Genomic DNA, 17,720 nt, shown 5'->3' on the forward strand with positions numbered 1-17,720 from the left:
GTTCCCGCATGACCGCCCCCGATCCCGACGGCCTGCTCGCCGAGCAGTTGCTACGGCTCACCCGCCGGGTGCACCGCATCCAGAAACGCCACCTGGAGCAGCGCGACCTGGGTGTCACCCCGGCCCAGTCCCGGCTGCTGCGCACCCTCGCCCATTACGCCTCGCCGCCGCGCATGGCCGATCTCGCCGCGCGCCTGGAGGTGGTGCCGCGCGCGGTGACCACGCTGGTCGACGCTCTGGAGGCGGGCGGGAAGGTGCGGCGCGCGCCGGATCCGGCGAACCGGCGCGTGACCCGGATCGAGCTGACGGACGAGGGACGCGCGACCCTGCGCGAACTGCGCGCCGCGCGCCGCTCGGCCGCCGAGGAGATGCTGGCTCCGCTGACGGAGAAGGAGCGCCAGGTGCTGGGGGTCCTGCTGGACGCCCTCGTCGACCGGGACGCGGCCGGGGACTGCTGACGCCCCGCGGCCGTGCCGCCGCGCGCCGGGACCGGCCGACTCACGGCCGGCCGGGGGGATCTGCCCCGCCCCTGCAAGCGCGCCCGGCCGTGCGCGGCCTCGCCGCACCGCCGTCCGGCAGCGGTCGCGATCCCGGGTCAGCACCCCGTGCACCATCGTCGAGGACCGGTCGCCGAGGGCCGGCACGGCCACCGGACCGCTCCGATACCCCCCAGGGTGCAATATATGGGGATATCACCTCGTCCTCCTGTCATAGTGCGCTCATGGAGATCACGACCGCCGTCCCACCGGCGGGAAGCGCCCCCGCGGACCGGGCCCCCCGGTCCCGCGCCCCCCGCGGGTCCCTCCGGTGAGGGCGTGGCGCCCGCGCTCCACGCGCCCGGGGCCGGGGCATCGGCGTCGTGTCCGCCGCACATGCCGCGCGGCGCTCGCCCCGGCCCTGACCTGTGCGGTCGTCCTGACCGGAGCCGCCGCGCTCACGGGTGACGTCCACCGCGCGGAGGGAACCCCGCCCGCGGGCCGCGGCACACCCGCCGCCGGGGCCTCGGCCGGCCCGGTCCCCTCCCCCGGCGCGCCGGGCATCGGCGATCCGCTCATGCCGCTCGCCGGCAACGGCGGCTACACCGTCCGCCGCTACACCCTGGACTTCGACTGGCGGGCACCGCGGACGCCCTTCGCGGCCGGCGCCACCGTCGAGGCCACCGCCACGCAGGCCCTGTCCCGCTTCGACCTCGACTTCGCGGGCAACACGCTGCACCGCGTCACCGTCGACGGCGCACGGGCCGCCGCCGAGCGCGCCGGCGACGAACTCGTCATCACTCCCGCGCGGCCGATCCCCCGCGGCAGCGCCTTCACCGTCCGGGTCGACTACACCGCCGACCCGACGCTGAGGCGCCACCGCGACGACGCGATCCAGGACTACGGCTGGACGCCCACGCCCGACGGGACCGTCATCTGCGCGCAGCCCGACGGCGCCAGACTGGTCTTCCCGGCGAACGACCACCCGAGCCTGCGGGCGCCGGTCACCTTCCGGATCACCACCCCGGCGGGGCTCAGCGCGGTGGCCAACGGCCGGCTCGTCGGCACGCACCGGCGGCCCGACGGCCGGGTGCGGTGGACGTACGACTCCGAGGAGCCGATCGCGGCGCAGCTGGTGCAGATGGCGATCGGGAAGTTCACCTTCGTCGACAGCAGCGGGCCGCGGGGGCTGCCCGTGCGGGACGTGGTCCCGGACGGTCTGGTCAGCGACACGGAGGAGTATCGCTCTCTCACCCGCGAGCACCTGGCCTGGCTGGAGCGGCGGCTCGGCCCGTACCCGTTCCGCCGCTACGGCGTGCTGGTCGGGGACACCGACCAGCCGGTGGCGCTGGAGACGCAGTCGCTGTCCGTCGTGCCGAAGGACGATCTGCTGGGCGACCGGGTCGACGCCGAACGCAATCTCGTCCACGAGCTGACGCACCACTGGACGGGCGACAGCATCGCCCTCCGGCGCTGGTCCGACCTCTGGCTGAGCGAGGGCCACGCCCGTTTCTACGAACGCCTGTACTCCGAGGAGCACGGCGGCGTGAGCCTGGAGTCCGCGATGCGGGCGGCGTACGAGCAGCACGACCGGTGGCGGCACGACGACGGGGCGCCCGCCGAGCCCACCGAGGCGACGCTGTTCAGGGCGATGCGGTACGACGGCTCGGCGCTGGTGCTGTACGCGTTGCGGGAGCAGGTCGGCAGCCGGGCCTTCGACAGGATCGAGCGGGCCTGGGTCACCGCGTACCGGGGCCGTGCCGCCGGGACCGGGGACTTCGTCGCGCTCGCCTCCCGGATCGCGGGCGAGGACCTGCGTCCGTTCCTGACGCCGTGGCTGTACGGCTCGCGCACCCCGCCCATGCCGGGCCACCCCGACTGGCAGGTGGACCCGGTCGAGGACTGAGTCGGCGTCCGCCGGTTCGGAGCCCGGGCAGCACAGTCACTGCCGCCGACCGGGTGGCCTGACGGGGGCCGCTGGTCCACCCCGGTGACGCTCGCCACGACACGGCGCGCCGGGCACGGAAACGTACGAGGGGTGGCGTGACGGGCGACTCCTTTGTCCCGGTTGCGAACCAGCGTGGTTGGGAGAGCCTCTGCTATGAGAAGAACTGTCGCTGCTCGTGTCCCCGGCGCCGTCCGGAGGTGCCGCCGCACCGCCTGTGTGATCGCGGGGGCGGCTCTGCTGCCGCCCTTGCTGATCCTTCCGACGTCCGGCGCCGACGAGCCGCGGGACCGGCGTCTTCAGGACGCCTTCGCGCAGGCCGCGCGCGAGTTCCACGTGCCGCGCAGTGTGCTCATGGGCGTGTCCTACATGCAGTCGCGCTGGGACTCCCACCCGGGGGCGCCCAGCGTCGCGGGCGGCTTCGGGCCGATGCACCTGGTGGACACCGACCGTCCGCCCGCGTCGAAGGCCGACCCGCAGCTCCCGGGCGGCGGCCGCACCGGGCCGCGCACGGGGGAGGCGGGGCCGCCCGGCGCCCGCCCCCCGGACCCCTCGGACGGCCACGCCGTGCAGCCCGCGGACCTGCGCCACGCGGCACGGCTCATCCGCGCCCCGGCCGGACGCCTGCGGACGGATGCCGCCGCGAACGTGCGCGGCGGCGCGGCGCTCCTCGCGGACACGCAGCGCCAGCTCGGCAAGCCGCTCAGCGCCGACCCGGCCGACTGGTGGGAGGCGGTGGCGCACTTCCCCGGCACACGTGACATCACCTCGGCCGTGACCTACGCCGACGACGTCTTCGCCCTGATCCGCCGGGGAGCGCACCGCACCACCGCCGAAGGGCAGGAGGTCACCCTCCCCGCCACCCCCGGCCTGCAGCCGCACCACCGCACCGCCCGCCCGCAGGGCCCACCGCGGCCGGGAAACGTCGAATGCCCCGCCGACCTGTCCTGCGACTGGCTCGGCGCGCCGTACGAGGAGATCGACGACAGCGCGTACGGCAACCACGACCTGGCCGACCGGCCGAGAGACCAGGCGATCGAGTACATCGTCATCCACGACACCGAGGCAGAACTGCCGAGCATGTTCCAGACGGTGCAGGACCCGACCGAGTCGTCCTGGCACTACTCGATCCGCTCCCGCGACGGCCACGTCACCCAGCACGTCAGGACCAAGGACGAGGCCTGGCACTCCGGCAGCAAGTTCGTCAACGCCCGTTCGATCGGCATCGAGCACGAGGGGTTCCTCACCCGGCCCGGAACCTGGTACACGGAGCGGATGTACCGGGCCTCCGCCCGCCTGGTGCGCTACCTGGCGCGGAAGTACGGCATCCCCGTCGACCGGCAGCACATCTTCGGCCACGACAACGTGCCGCCCCCGACCGCCGACACCATCCCCGACATGCACGACGACCCCGGCCCGTTCTGGGACTGGCGGCACTACTTCGACCTCCTCGGCGCGCCGCTGCGGGCCACGGCGGGACCGGACAGCGACATGGTGACGATCCTGCCGGACTTCGCCGCCAACAAGCCGGTGTTCACCGGGTGCGGCGAGAGCGGGACGCCCTGTCCCCCGCACGGCTCCAGCGCCGTCCGGCTGTACACCGAACCGGACGAGGACGCCCCGCTGATCCAGGACCCGGGCCGGAAACCGGACGGCGAGGACTCCACGGTGGACGTCAACGACCTGGGGTCGCGCGTGTCCACCGGCCAGACGTTCGCCGTCGCGGAGCGCCGCGGCGACTGGACGGCGATCTGGTACCTGGGCCGCAAGGCATGGTTCAAGAACCCGCAGAAACACCCGACGGCCGTCGGCGCGAAGGGGCGTATGGTCACGCCGAAGCCGGGCCTGGACGAGATCCCGGTGTACGGGCGCGCCCTCCCCGAGGCGGAGGCCTACCCGGAGGGAGTGCCGGAACAGCCCGAATCACCGCTCCCCTACAGCTTCCCGGCGGGCCAGCGGTACGTGACCCAGTCCGGCGTCGGCAGTTCCTACACCGCCCGATCGTCCATCACCGACGCGCCCGACCCGGTGGTGTGGGGCCGCGAGAGGTACTACGAGATCCAGTTCGGCCACCGGCTCGCGTACGTCCGGGCGAGCGACGTGGACGTGGTGGGCTCGACCGGCGCGGCGGGACCGCCGGGGGACAAGGAACACCGCCCGGCGACGCGGTGAGGCGCGAAGCCGGGGCCGTGGTGAGGCCCCGCCCGGCCGGCCGGACCGGCACGGCCGGGGGCGGGGGCACGATGCCGCCGCCTAGCGCAGCAGGTGCGCCCGGTCCCCCATCACCACGACGGGGTGGCGGGCGGGGTCGAGTGTGCGCAGCAGGGTCTTCATGGCCGACCGGGAGACGCTGACGCAGGCCGAGGTGCCGCTGCCGTGGTCCATGTGCAGCCAGATGCCGCCGCCCTTCTCCTGGCCCAGGGGGCGTGTGGCGTCGCGCGGCGGGGTGCCCCTGCGGCGGTTGTAGTCGATGGCGATGACGTAGTCGAAGTCGTGCTGGTACGCCTTCGGCCACGCGGCGGGCGCCGCGTACGCGACCGTGTCCCGGTCGTAGGAGAGCCGGGTGGCCGGGTCGGCCAGCACACCGCCCGCGTCGGTGAGGGTGAACACGCCGACCGGGCTGCGCTTGTCGCCCTCATGGTGGTGCTCGGTCCAGCCTCTGCGCCCGTTGTGGGCCGGCCAGCTGTCCACCTGACGCCACGTGGCTCCCCGGCGGGTGTACAGCACGACCTCGGCGTCGGCCGAGTCCTCGCCCTTGCCGTACACGGCCACGATCTGGCGGGAGTCGGCGGGTATCCGCCGGTACAGGCGGTCGCCGACGCCCGGGATGCGGGTGAAACGCGCCGTGGGGACGGACGACGGGGCGTGCGTCCGCCCCGGCTCGCCGTGAGCGCCCTGGTGTTCTCGCGTACGGGCGGGGCCGGCGCCTCCGCAGGCGGACAGCGTCCCCAGGAGGGTTCCGAACGCCACCACCGCGACCGCCGCGCGCCGCATCCTGTCGATCTGCACCCGACCATGGTCGCAGATCGGCGGTGCCGGCGGCCGACCCCCTGAACGGCTTCATTCCGCAGGGCTGTTCGCCGGCCGGCCGGAAACGCTGCGGTCGCCGGGGTCGCCGGGAAAACCGTTTGAAATCCACCACCGCGCGACGCGACCCTTTCACGGCTTGTCACCGCTCCTCCGCTCCTCCCCTGACTCGAGCCACTGGGACGTCATGCAGATCACAGACCTTCCGTACGCCGATCCGGGCGTCCCCGACGCGCGTTCGGGTCCTCGCTTCCTCTGGTGGCTGTGGCGCAACCAGCTGGACGGACAGCTGAAGTCCCTCGCCTGGGGCCTGCTGCACTTCGTCGCCGTGTCCGCCCTGCCCTTCTGCGTCGGGGGCGCCGTGCAGGCGATCAGCGACCGCTCCGGCGCCAGACTCGCCCTGACGGGAGGTCTGTTGCTGCTGTGCGGCACGGGCATCGCCGTCGGCGACACCTTCCTGCACCGGGCCGCCGTCACCAACTGGATCACTGCCGCCGCCCGCGTCCAGCAGTTGCTTGCGCGCAAGGCGGCCCGGCTGGGTTCCGCCCTGACCCGGCGGGTCGCGGCCGGCGAGGTCGTGGCCGTCTCCACCGGAGACGTGGAGAAGATCGGCTGGTTCGTCGAGGCCGTCTCCCGGTTCACCGCCGCGGCCCTCACCGTCCTGGTGGTCTGCATCGGCCTGCTCGTCTACCAGCCCGCGCTCGGCGTCGTGGTCGCCGTCGGTCTGCCCGTGGTGGCGCTCGCGGTGCTGCCGCTGCTGCCCCGGGCCACCCGCCGCGCCGATGCGCAGCGGGAGAAGGCCGGCCGGGCCACCGAACTCGCCTCGGACACCGTGGCCGGACTGCGCGTACTGCGGGGCATCGGCGGCGAGGAACTGTTCCTGGACCGCTACCGCCGGGCCTCGCAGGAGTTGCGGCACGCCGCCGTGCGCAGTGCCCGGATGTGGTCGCTGATCGCCGCCGTGCAGGTGCTGCTGCCGGGACTGCTGCTGATCGCCGTCGTCTGGTACGGCGTCCGCCTGGCCCGCGAGGGCCGGATCACGGTGGGCGAGCTCGTCACCGTCTACAGCGCGGTCATGGTCCTGTCCTATCCGCTGCGGCACTTCGAGGAGATCGCCATGGCCTATTCGTTCTCCCGTCCCTCGGCCAGGCGGGCCGCCCGGGTCCTGTCGCTGGAGCGGTCCGCCACCGACGCCGTCTTCCACGCGGCCGACGTACCGGGCGGCGATCTGTACGACCCGGTGACGTGTCTGCTCGCTCCCGCCGGCCGGTTCACCGGCGTGGTGTGCGGTGACCCCGACGCGGCGGGCAGACTCGCCGAGCGGCTGGGCGGCCATCCCGCGGAACCCGGCCGGTCGGTGCTGCTCGGCGGGGTGCCCCTGGACGAACTGCCCCTCGACACCGCCCGGACCGCCGTCCTCGTCCAGGACAAGGACCCGGTGCTGCTGTCCGGCACGCTGGGCGAACTGCTGGACGTGCCCGCCTCCGGCGCCGTGAGCGCCGCGGACGCGCTCGCGGCGGCGCAGTGCGACGACGTGCTGGACGCCCTCGCACAGGGCTCGCCGGACCTCGCCGATCCGCTGAACGCCCGCATCACCGAGCGTGGGCGTTCCCTGTCCGGCGGCCAGCGCCAGCGGCTCGCCCTCGCCCGGTCGCTGATCACCGATCCGGAGGTACTGGTGCTGGACGAACCGACCTCCGCGGTCGACGCGCACACCGAGGCCCGGATCGCGGACGGGCTGCGCCGGCTGCGGTCGGGGCGGACGACGGTGGTGTTCACCTCCTCGCCGCTGCTGCTCGACCGCGCGGACCGGGTCGCCCTGGTCCACGAGGGCGAGGTCGTGGCGGTCGGCACGCACCGCGAACTGGTCGGCGGCGAGCCGCGGTACCGGGCCGTGGTGACCCGGGAGACCGACTCGGAACCGGCGCCGGCCGGCGAAGACGTGCTCCTGGAGAGGGAAGAGATGGAGGAACGCGCATGATCGGCGTCGCGCCGCCGGCGTACGATCCGGCCGCCCCGACCACCGCCAGCACCCTGCCCGTCGGCGCCGCCTCGACCGTACGCGCCTACGTCGTCGAACTGCTTCGCCGTCACCGCAGGGCCTTCCTGCTCCTCATCGCGGTCAACACGGTGGCCGTGATCGCCTCCATGGCGGGCCCGTACCTGCTCGGCGGCCTCGTCGAGCGGGTCACGGACGGGAGCAGGGAACTGCGTCTGGGGGCGACCGCCGGAGCGTTCGTGTTCGCCCTGGCCGTGCAGGCCGTCTTCGTCCGGCAGGTACGCCTGCGGGGGGCGATGCTCGGCGAGCGGATGCTGGCCGACCTGCGCGAGGACTTCCTCGTCCGCTCCGTCGGGCTGCCGCCGGGGGTGCTGGAGCGGGCGGGCACCGGGGACCTGCTCTCCCGTATCACCACCGACATCGACCGGCTGGCCAACGCCATGCGCGAGGCCGTGCCGCAGCTGGCCATCGGTGCCGTGTGGGCCCTGCTGCTGCTCGGCGGGCTCGTCGTGACCGCGCCGCCGCTGGCCGCCGCCGTGCTGCTCGCCGTACCGGTGCTGGTGGCCGGCTGCCGGTGGTACTTCAAGCGGGCGCCCTCCGCCTACCGCTCGGAGGCCGCCGGGTACGCCGCCGTCGCCGCCGCGCTCGCCGAGACCGTGGACGCGGGCCGCACCATCGAGGCGCACCGTCTCGGCGCCCGTCGCGTCGCCCTGTCGGAGCGGCGGATCGAGGAGTGGACCGCGTGGGAGCGGTACACGTTGTGGCTGCGTTCGGTGCTCTTCCCCGTCCTCAGCGCCGTCCACGTCATCGTGCTCGGGTCGGTCCTGATGGTCGGCGGTGTGCTCGTCCTGCACGGCTGGCTCGGTGTGGGCCGCCTGATCACGGGCGCGCTCATCGCGCAGATGCTCGTCGACCCGGTGAACCTGATCCTGCGCTGGTACGACGAGGTGCAGATCGCCCAGGTGTCGCTGGCCCGCCTGGTCGGCGTGCGGGACATCGAGCCCGACGCCGGGGACGCCGCCCTGGCCCCGGCGGGGCGGGACGTGCACGCCGACCGGGTCCGCTTCGGTTACCGGGAGGGCGTCGACGTCCTGCACGGGGTCTGTCTGGAGGTCGCCCCGGGCACCCGGCTGGCCCTGGTCGGCCCGTCCGGCGCGGGAAAGTCCACCCTGGGCCGCCTGCTGGCCGGGATCTACGCACCCCGGGACGGCCGGGTCACCCTGGGCGGGGCGGAGCTGTCCCGGATGCCCGCGGAACGCGTCCGCGCGCACGTGGCCCTCGTCAACCAGGAGCACCACGTCTTCGTGGGCTCCCTGCGCGACAACCTGCTGCTCGCGCGCCCCGGAGCGGGCGACGCCGAGCTGTGGGCGGCTCTGGGAGCGGTCGACGCGGACGGCTGGGCACGCGCGCTCGACGACGGCCTGGACACCGAGGTCGGCTCCGGCGGTCTCGCCCTGACCCCGGCGCAGGCGCAGCAGATCGCGCTGGCCCGGCTGGTGCTGGCCGATCCGCACACCCTGGTGCTGGACGAGGCGACCTCGCTGCTCGACCCGCGCGCGGCCCGCCATCTGGAACGCTCCCTCGCCCGGGTGCTCGACGGCCGCACCGTCGTCGCCATCGCCCACCGCCTCCACACCGCCCACGACGCCGACGTGATCGCCGTGGTGGAGAACGGCCGGATCAGCGAGCTGGGCAGCCATGACGAGCTGGTCGCGGCCGACGGGGCGTACGCGGCGCTGTGGCGGTCGTGGCACGGGTGACGGGGTCGGGGTCGGGGGCGGGGTCGGGGTGACGGCGCGGTGGGGCGGACGGAGGCGCCGGCCGCTTGCGGCCCAGGTCCCGTCCAGGGCGCCGGTACCGGGGCCGGCGCCAGCGTGTCCGCCCGGCGTGCCGGTGCTCGCGCGGGCGGGGCCGGACGGGCCGACCGGGCGGGCGGGGCCGGCGGCGGAGAGGCATGTGGCGCCGGCCTCGGGCGTTTCCCCGGCGCACACCGCGACGGTCCTGCCCGCGGCGCCTGTGCCGTGCGGGGCAGAGACCGCCGGACTGCCGGGCACCGGCGCCCTGCGGCCCCCGCCGCACCCGCTCCAGTGGCATCCGTCCTGGCCGGGATCCGTGGCGTTGCGCGGTCCCGAGCCGGGATGGAAGCTGGAGAGCGACACCGCCCCGGGGAGCGCCCGGCAGCCACTCGGTCCACCGCGGGTGTCCCCCGCCCCGTGCGTGCCGGCGGCCCGCCGCCCGCTGGAGCGGCGCCCGGCCGTCCTCACCACCTGGAGGTACCCGTGACCAGCGCCGACGGTTGGGGGGACGACGTCTACCAGCCCGATCCTTCGGAGATACCGGAGGACACCGGAGTGCTCGACGTCGAGGACACACTGGACTTCGACGGCGTCGCCGAACCGCTCGACCGCGGCTGGTCCCCTCCCGAGCGGCCGTGGGCGGTGGATCACACCGGTGTCACGGCGGCCGAGCGCCGGGCGGGGGAAACCCTCGACCAGCGGCTCGCCGAGGAACTGCCGGACCTCGCCGCACCCGAGGGCGACGGCATCGGCGACTGCGACGGCACCGACGGTGAACTGCTCGACAACGAGGTCGGCCGTCTGCGCTCCGGCCGGCTGGTGGCCCCGGACGAGGGAGCGCACGAGGACGACGAGGCCGCCCTCGTCGCCACCGACGTCGGGATCGACGGGGCCGCGGCCTCCGCCGAGGAGGCCGCGGTGCACATCGTCGACGAGGACTCCCTGCCCGGCTGACCCGTCCGTCCCCGGCCCGAACGCCCCGCACCAGGAGGCGCCATGCAGCAGGACAAGCACCCCGACTACCACCCCGTGGTCTTCCGCGACCGAGCCGCCGGGTACGCGTTCCTGACCCGGTCCACCGCACGCAGCGAGCAGACCATCGAGTGGGACGACGGCCGCACCTATCCCGTGATCGACGTGGAGATCTCCTCGGAGAGCCACCCCTTCTACACGGGCAGGGCCCGCACGGTGGACGCCGAAGGCCGCGTCGCGCGCTTCGAGCGCCGGTACGGCGGGACCGACACGGGCGATGCGGGCTGACGGCGGGGCAGCCGTCAGATCACGTTGAGGGCCGCGGCGCAGCCCACTCCCCCGAGCAGCATGAACACCGGCATCAGCACCTTGACCTCGACCCAGCTGCCGGCCCGGAACCTCATCGCCTTCGGCGGCCCGACCGGGTACCAGCGCTTGCGGCCCACCGGTATCGGCCACAGGATCGGGCAGCCCGACACGGTCAGCGCGTCCCCGATGTCGTGCACCAGCGCGCCCAGCACGATCGGCAGCCCCAGCCACAGGTACTCCTGCCCGGGCGCGGTGAACAGCCAGTCGGAGCCGTTGCCCGGCTTGTCCAGCACCCCCGCGATGATCCAGGCGCTGGTGGCCGCCAGCAGCCACACCAGGACATCGCTGCTGGAGCCGCGTGCCGCCCGCCACAGCAGGCCCTCGATGGCCAGCACCATGTGCACGAAAAGGATCGTCAGCACCGCCCAGCGGCCTCCTGTGATCGCCGCCGCGGAGCAGCCCGCGCCGATCAGTGCCGCCCACACCCAGGTGTGCGTCAGCGTGCGGTGGCCGCCGGAGCGGCGCGGGTCCCCCTGCATCCTCGTGGCCTTGTAGACGGCGTACGACAGCTTGTCCACGATCTCGCAGATCCAGCGGGAGACCGGTCCGAAGGACCGGGAGATGGTGGCCGCCTTGTGGTCGAGGTCCGGGGCGAGCGCGGCGCCGGCGCAGATCAGGGCGCCGGACAGGAGGACCGGCCAGGGCATCGGGTGACCGGCCGCGGCGGCGGCCGCTCCGACGCCCAGCCAGGCCGCGGCCCCCGACAGTGAGTGTGCTGGTCCCATCATCGCCGCTTCCCGCCCCATTCCTCGTATGCGGCTGTCCGGTTGACCTGGTGCACGGACGCCGCGTCGGCGACACAGCGTAGCTGTCGTGATCTTCGCACCCGCAGCCGATTCCCCGCTCGGGCCCGAGGCCAGGCAAGATAAGGGCGTGACCCTCATCGATCAGCTGCCGCCGACCGCCGACCCCGATGCCCTGTACGAAGCCTTCGAGTCGTGGGCGCAGGAGCGCGGCCTCACCCTCTATTCCCACCAGGAGGAGGCGCTGATCGAGGTGGTCTCCGGGGCGAACGTGATCGTCTCGACGCCCACCGGCTCCGGCAAGAGCATGATCGCCGCGGGCGCGCACTTCGCGGCGCTGGCCCGGGACGAGGTCACCTTCTACACGGCGCCCATCAAGGCGCTGGTGTCGGAGAAGTTCTTCGAGCTGTGCAAGCTCTTCGGCACCGAGAACGTCGGCATGCTCACGGGCGACGCCTCCGTGAACGCCGACGCCCCCGTGATCTGCTGCACCGCCGAGGTCCTCGCTTCCATCGCGCTGCGCGACGGCAAGCACGCCGACGTCGGCCAGGTCGTCATGGACGAGTTCCACTTCTACGCCGAGGGCGACCGCGGCTGGGCCTGGCAGATTCCGCTGCTGGAGCTTCCTCAGGCGCAGTTCATCCTGATGTCGGCGACTCTGGGTGATGTGTCCTTCTTCGAGAAGGACCTCACCCGCCGCACCGGCCGCCCCACGGCGGTGGTCCGCTCGGCCACCCGCCCGGTTCCCCTCTCCTACGAGTACAAGTACACCCCGCTCACCGAGACGCTCACCGATCTGCTGGAGAACAAGCAGGCGCCGGTGTACATCGTGCACTTCACGCAGGCGCAGGCCGTGGAGCGGGCACAGGCGCTGATGAGCATCAACATGTGCTCGCGTGAGGAGAAGGACCAGATCGCCGAGCTGATCGGCAACTTCCGCTTCACCACCAAGTTCGGCCGCAACCTCTCCCGCTACGTCCGCCACGGCATCGGCGTGCACCACGCCGGCATGCTGCCCAAATACCGGCGCCTGGTGGAAAAACTCGCCCAGGCCGGTCTGCTCAAGGTCATCTGCGGCACGGACACGCTCGGCGTGGGCGTCAACGTGCCCATCCGCACGGTACTGTTCACGGCGCTGACCAAGTACGACGGAAGCCGTGTACGCACGCTGCGGGCCCGCGAGTTCCACCAGATCGCGGGGCGGGCCGGCCGGGCCGGGTTCGACACGGCGGGACTCGTCGTGGCCCAGGCACCCGAGCACGTCATCGAGAACGAGAAGGCGCTGGCCAAGGCCGGTGACGACCCGAAGAAGCGGCGCAAGGTGGTCCGCAAGAAGGCCCCGGAGGGCTTCGTCGGCTGGACGGAGAACACCTTCCAGAAGCTGATCGAGTCCGAACCGGAGCCGCTGACCTCGCGCTTCCGGGTTACCCACACGATGCTGCTGTCGGTGATCGCCCGCCCGGGCAACGCGTTCCAGGCGATGCGCCACCTTCTGGAGGACAACCACGAGCCCCGCAGGCAGCAGCTTCGGCACATCCGGCGGGCGATCGCGATCTACCGCTCGCTGCTGGACGGCGGGATCGTGGAGAAGCTCGACAAGCCGGACGCCGAGGGCCGCATCGTCCGGCTCACGGTCGACCTGCAGCAGGACTTCGCGCTCAACCAGCCGCTGTCCACGTTCGCGCTCGCCGCGTTCGAGCTCCTCGACCCCGAATCGCCCTCCTACGCCCTCGACATGGTCTCCGTCGTCGAGTCCACTCTGGACGACCCCCGGCAGATCCTCGTCGCCCAGCAGAACAAGGCGCGCGGAGAGGCCGTGGCCGCGATGAAGGCGGACGGCGTCGAGTACGAGGAGCGCATGGAGCGCCTCCAGGAAATCACGTACCCGAAGCCGCTGGAGGAGCTGCTCTTCCACGCGTACAACACCTACCGCAAGAGCCACCCGTGGGTCGGCGACCATCCGCTGTCGCCGAAGTCGGTCGTGCGGGACATGTACGAGCGGGCGCTGTCCTTCACGGAACTGGTCTCCTTCTACGAGCTGGCGCGCACCGAGGGCATCGTGCTGCGCTACCTCGCGAGCGCCTACAAGGCCCTGGACCACACCATTCCGGACGACCTGAAGTCCGAGGACCTGCAGGACCTGATCGAGTGGCTGGGCGAGACGGTGCGCCAGGTGGACTCCAGTCTGCTGGACGAGTGGGAGCAGCTCGCCAATCCGGAGGAGATGACCGCCGAGGAGGCCCAGGAGAAGGCCGACGAGGTCAAGCCGGTCACCACCAACGCGCGCGCCTTCCGGGTCCTCGTCCGCAACGCCATGTTCCGTCGGGTGGAGCTGGCCGCGCTCGACCAGATCGACGAACTCGGCGAGATGGACGCCGGGTCCGGCTGGGACGCCGACGCCTGGGGCGAGGCGATGGACAAGTACTGGGACGAGTACGACGACCTCGGGACCGGCCCCGACGCCCGTGGCCCCAAGCTGCTGGTCATCAAGGAGGAGCCGGAGAACGGCCTGTGGCGCGTCCGCCAGATCTTCGACGACCCCAACGGCGACCACGACTGGGGCATCAGCGCGGAGATCGACCTCGCGGCCTCGGACGCCGAAGGCCGTGCGGTCGTCCGCGTCACCGATGTAGGCCAGCTGTGAGCACAGGAGAATCCCACCGATGACGAACCCCGCCGAGAGACTGGTCGACCTGCTCGACCTGGAGCAGATCGAGGTCAACATCTTCCGCGGCCGCAGTCCGCAGGAATCGTTGCAGCGGGTCTTCGGCGGCCAGGTGGCGGGCCAGGCCCTGGTCGCCGCCGGCCGCACCACCGACGACGAGCGCCCGGTGCACTCGCTGCACGCGTACTTCCTGCGCCCGGGCCGGCCGGGCGTGCCGATCGTGTACCAGGTGGAGCGGGTCCGCGACGGGCGCTCGTTCACCACGCGCCGGGTGACGGCGGTGCAGCAGGGCCGCACGATCTTCAATCTGACCGCCTCCTTTCACAAGCCTGAGCAAGGACCGTTCGAGCATCAGCTGCCGCCGGCCCGGACGGTGCCGGACCCCGAGTCGCTGCCGACCGTCACCGAGGAGATCCGCAAGCATCTCGGCGAGCTGCCGGAGCGCCTGGAGCGGATGGCGCGCCGCCAGCCGTTCGACATCCGGTACGTCGACCGTCTGCGGTGGAACGCCGAGGAGATCCAGGAGGCCGAGCCGCGCAGCGCCGTGTGGATGCGTGCGGTCGGCCCGCTCGGCGACGATCCGCTGATCCACACGTGCGCGCTGACCTACGCGAGCGACATGACGCTTCTGGACGCGGTGCGCATCCCGGTCGAGCCCCTGTGGGGGCCGCGGAACTTCGACATGGCCTCGCTGGACCACGCCATGTGGTTCCACCGGCCGTTCCGCGCGGACGAGTGGTTCCTGTACGACCAGGAGTCGCCGATCGCCACCGGCGGCCGCGGGCTGGCCCGCGGGCGCATCTACGACCTGCAGGGCCGGCTGCTCGTCTCGGTCGTCCAGGAAGGCCTGTTCAGGCCCCTGTAGAGCCTGACAGTGCCCGCGCCAGGTGCTGTCCGGCCCGCGTGGGGCGTGGACTTCTCCACCGCAGCCAGGCCCGCGGACCGGGGGACGGCTGCGGCGGGCCGTCCTGTCCGGTCGCGTGCTCCCGCGGCACGGGTCCGGTCTTCCGGGTCACCGTGCGCGCCATCGGCGGGATCGGCCGGGCCGCCGTCCGCAGCGCCGCAGGGCGGCGGCGCTGCGCCGGGCGGAGGGCCGGTGAGACGGCGCGGGCCTCCTCCGCCGCGTGCGCCAGGGCGCTGCGCAGCCAGCGGATCTCGTCCGCGTCCTGGGCCGTCGTGATCCGCTCGGCGAGGTCCGCAGAAGGTGATTTGGGACCACCACGGCCAGGGGGCGCGGGCCGGAACCGGTCGAGCCGCGCGCGTTCGTACGGGTTCCTGACGACGTCGGCGACCTCGGCGGGCCGGAGGAAGGCGGCCACGGCTCCGGCACGGGCCCATGGGCTCTCGGCCTGCCGCAGCAGGAAACCCAGCTGGCGTCCGCGCCAGTTGCGGGCCCGCAGGTCCACTCCGGCCGCCGACCGGGCGCGCAGACTCTCGGGCGCGCGCCCCTGGAGCAGATGGGTGTTGCGCGCGCTCGCGGCGAAGTCCCGCAGCTCCTCCGCCAGGTAGAGCCAGACCACCGCTCGGTAGCGGTTGAGGTAGAAGCGCACGGGGACGAGCAGACCCAGGCGGGCGAGCCGGGTGAACCGGCCGGCCGGGATGCGCATGAGGGCGGCGCCCTCCGCGGTGCCCACGACCCTCACTCGCTCGCGAAGCGCTTCGGGGAAGCCGTCCTGCGCCTGAAGGCGCTCGATCTCCGCGCGCTCCACCCGCCTGCCTCCTCCGCCCTCACCGGGCACGGCGCGGATGCGGCCGAGATGCAGGGCGAGGTCGAACTCGGCGCGCTGGAGACCCAGTTCAAGGGCGGCACGGCCCGGGGCGCAGGTGCTGGACCGGGCCGTGCCGGAAGTGTTCGGCGACATGGTCGTACTCCCCCGTGGAGTGAGCGGCTCACGCCCTGTGCGTAGGCCGTGCACACACCGTAGCCGGATCACCGCCGGTCGTGGTGAGCCTGTGGATAACTCCGCCGGGCCGGCGGATCCGCAGGTCAGGTGTCCGCTATCCGGGTTCGTTCGGGCTGCCTGACGTCGACGCCGAGGTGTTCGCCGACCCGGTTGACGATCAGGGTCATCTCGTAGGCGATCTGACCGATGTCGGCCTCCGCGCCGCTGAGCACGCACAGGCAGCTGCCGGTGCCGGCCGCGGTCACGAACAGCACGGCGTCGTCGTACTCGATCATCGTCTGGCGCACCCTGCCCGCGCCGAAGTGGCGCCCCGACCCCTTGGCGAGGCTGTGCAACCCGGAGGCCACTGCGGCGAGATGCTCGGCGTCCTCGCGGCGGAGGCCCGTGCTCGCTCCGGTGACCAGCCCGTCGTTCGACAGGACCAGTGCGTGGCGCACATGGTCCACCCGCTCGGTCAGATCGTCCAGGAGCCAGCCCAGTCCCTGGTTCTGCGCCATGTCCGTCTCCCCGTGTGACGACTCCCCCTGGCTGGAGGAACTCTCCGCCAGCCTTCCCCACGACCGGCGTGCGGGCAAGCAGGATGGGAGCCATGGCGGAGAAGATGACCGATGAGGAGTGGCGGGCGTTCGTCTCGGACGGCACCCGCACCGGCAAGCTGTCCACCGTCCGCGCCGACGGGAGCCCGCATGTGGCACCGGTCTGGTTCCTGCTGGACGGGGACGATCTGGTCTTCAACACCGGGAAGGACACGGTCAAGGGACGCAACCTGGCCCGGGACGGCCGGGTCGCCCTGTGCGTGGACGACGACCGTCCGCCCTTCCACTTCGTGGTGCTGAACGGCCGTGCCCGGCTGTCGGAGGATTTGGCCGAGGTGCGTCACTGGGCGACCCGGATCGCCGCACGCTACATGGGCGAGGAGCGCGCCGAGGAGTACGGCGCCCGCAACGGCGTACCGGGGGAACTCCTGGTGCGCGTCGGCATCGAGAAGGTGGTGGCGGTGCGGGATCTCGCCGCCTGAACGGCGGGCTCGGCCGGCCGGGTCCGCAGACAGCCCTCGGGACGGTGGGGAATCATGCGCAGCATGAACGACGACCGCGCTCATGTCCAGGAGTTCTTCACCGCCCGGGCGGCCGACTGGGACAGCCGCTTCCCCGACGACGGGCCCGCCTACGCGGCCGCCGTGGCCGCCCTCGGGCTGCGGGAGGGGGACCGTGTGCTGGACGCCGGGTGCGGCACGGGGCGCGCCCTGCCGCCGCTGCGGGCCGCCGTGGGCCCGTCCGGCGTGGTGCTGGGAGCCGACCTGACTCCGGCCATGCTCGAAGCCGCCGTACAGGCGGGCAGGGGCCGTGACGGGGTGCTGCTACGCGCGGACGTCGCCGCGTTGCCGCTGCGTTCGGGCTGCCTGGACGCCGTGTTCGCGGCCGGTCTGCTCGCCCACCTGCCCCGTCCGGTGGCCGACCTGCGGGAACTGGCCCGCGTGGTGCGGCCGGGCGGCACGCTCGCGCTGTTCCACCCGATCGGCCGCGCCGCGCTGGCGGCGCGTCAGGGTCGCCGCATCACCGCCGACGACGTGCGGGCCGAGAGCAACCTCGGCCCGCTCCTGTCCCGTGCGGGTTGGCGTATGACCTCGTACGTCGACGAGGACGCGCGTTTCCTCGCGCGTGCGGTCCGCGAGGACTGACGGCGCGGACGGGCCGGTCGCGGCCGCGGCTGCCGCCGAGGCGGCTTCCAGCTCTTCCGGCCCGGCGGTCCGCCGCCGCTGTCCTGACCTTGCAGGACCTCGGGTCCCGGCGGGCGACGGCACGGCGGCCGACTCACGCGAGC

The 17,720-nt window shown here is 73.3% G+C and carries 15 protein-coding genes; 11 read left to right on the forward strand and 4 right to left on the reverse strand.

Translation table 11 applies throughout. From position 1 onward, the window contains the following. Positions 1-8 precede the first annotated feature (8 nt). From ABZ261_RS09045 to ABZ261_RS09055, 3 genes are all read left to right on the forward strand, one after another. Positions 9-458, forward strand: a complete 450-nt coding sequence (locus ABZ261_RS09045) for a MarR family transcriptional regulator (protein WP_356856886.1) — start codon at positions 9-11, stop codon at positions 456-458. Between the two features lie 595 nt (positions 459-1,053). Further along, on the forward strand, positions 1,054-2,382 hold the full coding sequence (locus ABZ261_RS09050; protein WP_356856888.1) for a M1 family metallopeptidase: 1,329 nt from the start codon (positions 1,054-1,056) through the stop codon (positions 2,380-2,382). A gap of 258 nt (positions 2,383-2,640) precedes the next feature. After that, positions 2,641-4,593 (forward strand): N-acetylmuramoyl-L-alanine amidase, encoded by a 1,953-nt coding sequence (locus ABZ261_RS09055; protein ID WP_356857234.1) that lies wholly within the window; start codon positions 2,641-2,643, stop codon positions 4,591-4,593. Positions 4,594-4,674: 81 nt separating this feature from the next. On the opposite strand, the gene ABZ261_RS09060 is transcribed toward ABZ261_RS09055, so the two are convergent. Then, complete coding sequence (locus tag ABZ261_RS09060; RefSeq protein ID WP_356857236.1) at positions 4,675-5,415, reverse strand: L,D-transpeptidase family protein; 741 nt, start codon at positions 5,413-5,415, stop codon at positions 4,675-4,677. 220 nt (positions 5,416-5,635) lie between these two features. Here ABZ261_RS09060 and ABZ261_RS09065 point away from each other — a divergent pair, with 220 nt between their 5' ends. From ABZ261_RS09065 to ABZ261_RS09080, 4 genes are all read left to right on the forward strand, one after another. After that, complete coding sequence (locus ABZ261_RS09065; RefSeq protein WP_356856890.1) at positions 5,636-7,429, forward strand: ABC transporter ATP-binding protein; 1,794 nt, start codon at positions 5,636-5,638, stop codon at positions 7,427-7,429. Continuing rightward, a complete protein-coding gene (locus ABZ261_RS09070) occupies positions 7,426-9,207 on the forward strand; it encodes an ABC transporter ATP-binding protein (RefSeq protein WP_356856892.1) in 1,782 nt (593 codons plus the stop codon). The genes ABZ261_RS09065 and ABZ261_RS09070 overlap by 4 nt, the downstream gene beginning before the upstream one ends. Positions 9,208-9,726: 519 nt before the next feature. Next, complete coding sequence (locus ABZ261_RS09075; RefSeq protein ID WP_356856894.1) at positions 9,727-10,197, forward strand: DUF5709 domain-containing protein; 471 nt, start codon at positions 9,727-9,729, stop codon at positions 10,195-10,197. A 42-nt stretch (positions 10,198-10,239) separates the two neighbouring features. Next, on the forward strand, positions 10,240-10,503 hold the full coding sequence (locus ABZ261_RS09080) for a type B 50S ribosomal protein L31 (RefSeq protein WP_356856896.1): 264 nt from the start codon (positions 10,240-10,242) through the stop codon (positions 10,501-10,503). A gap of 14 nt (positions 10,504-10,517) precedes the next feature. On the opposite strand, the gene ABZ261_RS09085 is transcribed toward ABZ261_RS09080, so the two are convergent. Next, the gene (locus ABZ261_RS09085) at positions 10,518-11,312 is read right to left on the reverse strand and encodes a metal-dependent hydrolase (RefSeq protein ID WP_356856898.1); all 795 of its coding nucleotides are present in this window, start codon (positions 11,310-11,312) and stop codon (positions 10,518-10,520) included. 145 nt (positions 11,313-11,457) lie between these two features. Between ABZ261_RS09085 and ABZ261_RS09090 the strand changes: the two genes are divergently transcribed. Both ABZ261_RS09090 and ABZ261_RS09095 read left to right on the forward strand, forming a co-directional pair. Further along, entirely contained in the window at positions 11,458-13,971 is a 2,514-nt protein-coding gene (locus ABZ261_RS09090; protein WP_356856900.1) for a DUF3516 domain-containing protein, read from the forward strand. A 19-nt stretch (positions 13,972-13,990) separates the two neighbouring features. Next, complete coding sequence (locus ABZ261_RS09095; RefSeq protein WP_356856902.1) at positions 13,991-14,857, forward strand: acyl-CoA thioesterase II; 867 nt, start codon at positions 13,991-13,993, stop codon at positions 14,855-14,857. Here ABZ261_RS09095 and ABZ261_RS09100 read toward each other — a convergent pair. Further along, positions 14,844-15,854 carry a DUF6397 family protein gene (locus tag ABZ261_RS09100; protein ID WP_356856904.1) on the reverse strand — a complete coding sequence of 337 codons (1,011 nt, stop codon included), beginning with the start codon at positions 15,852-15,854 and terminating at the stop codon, positions 14,844-14,846. The genes ABZ261_RS09095 and ABZ261_RS09100 overlap by 14 nt on opposite strands. Before the next feature lie 125 nt (positions 15,855-15,979). Continuing rightward, the gene (locus ABZ261_RS09105; protein WP_356856906.1) at positions 15,980-16,393 is read right to left on the reverse strand and encodes a roadblock/LC7 domain-containing protein; all 414 of its coding nucleotides are present in this window, start codon (positions 16,391-16,393) and stop codon (positions 15,980-15,982) included. Between the two features lie 92 nt (positions 16,394-16,485). Between ABZ261_RS09105 and ABZ261_RS09110 the strand changes: the two genes are divergently transcribed. Beyond that, complete coding sequence (locus ABZ261_RS09110; protein ID WP_356856908.1) at positions 16,486-16,914, forward strand: PPOX class F420-dependent oxidoreductase; 429 nt, start codon at positions 16,486-16,488, stop codon at positions 16,912-16,914. Between the two features lie 63 nt (positions 16,915-16,977). Continuing rightward, positions 16,978-17,577 (forward strand): class I SAM-dependent methyltransferase, encoded by a 600-nt coding sequence (locus ABZ261_RS09115; RefSeq protein ID WP_356856910.1) that lies wholly within the window; start codon positions 16,978-16,980, stop codon positions 17,575-17,577. Positions 17,578-17,720 lie beyond the last annotated feature (143 nt).

Origin of the sequence: Streptomyces sp. NPDC006193 (genome assembly GCF_040613915.1) — a bacterium.
Taxonomy (GTDB): domain Bacteria; phylum Actinomycetota; class Actinomycetes; order Streptomycetales; family Streptomycetaceae; genus Streptomyces.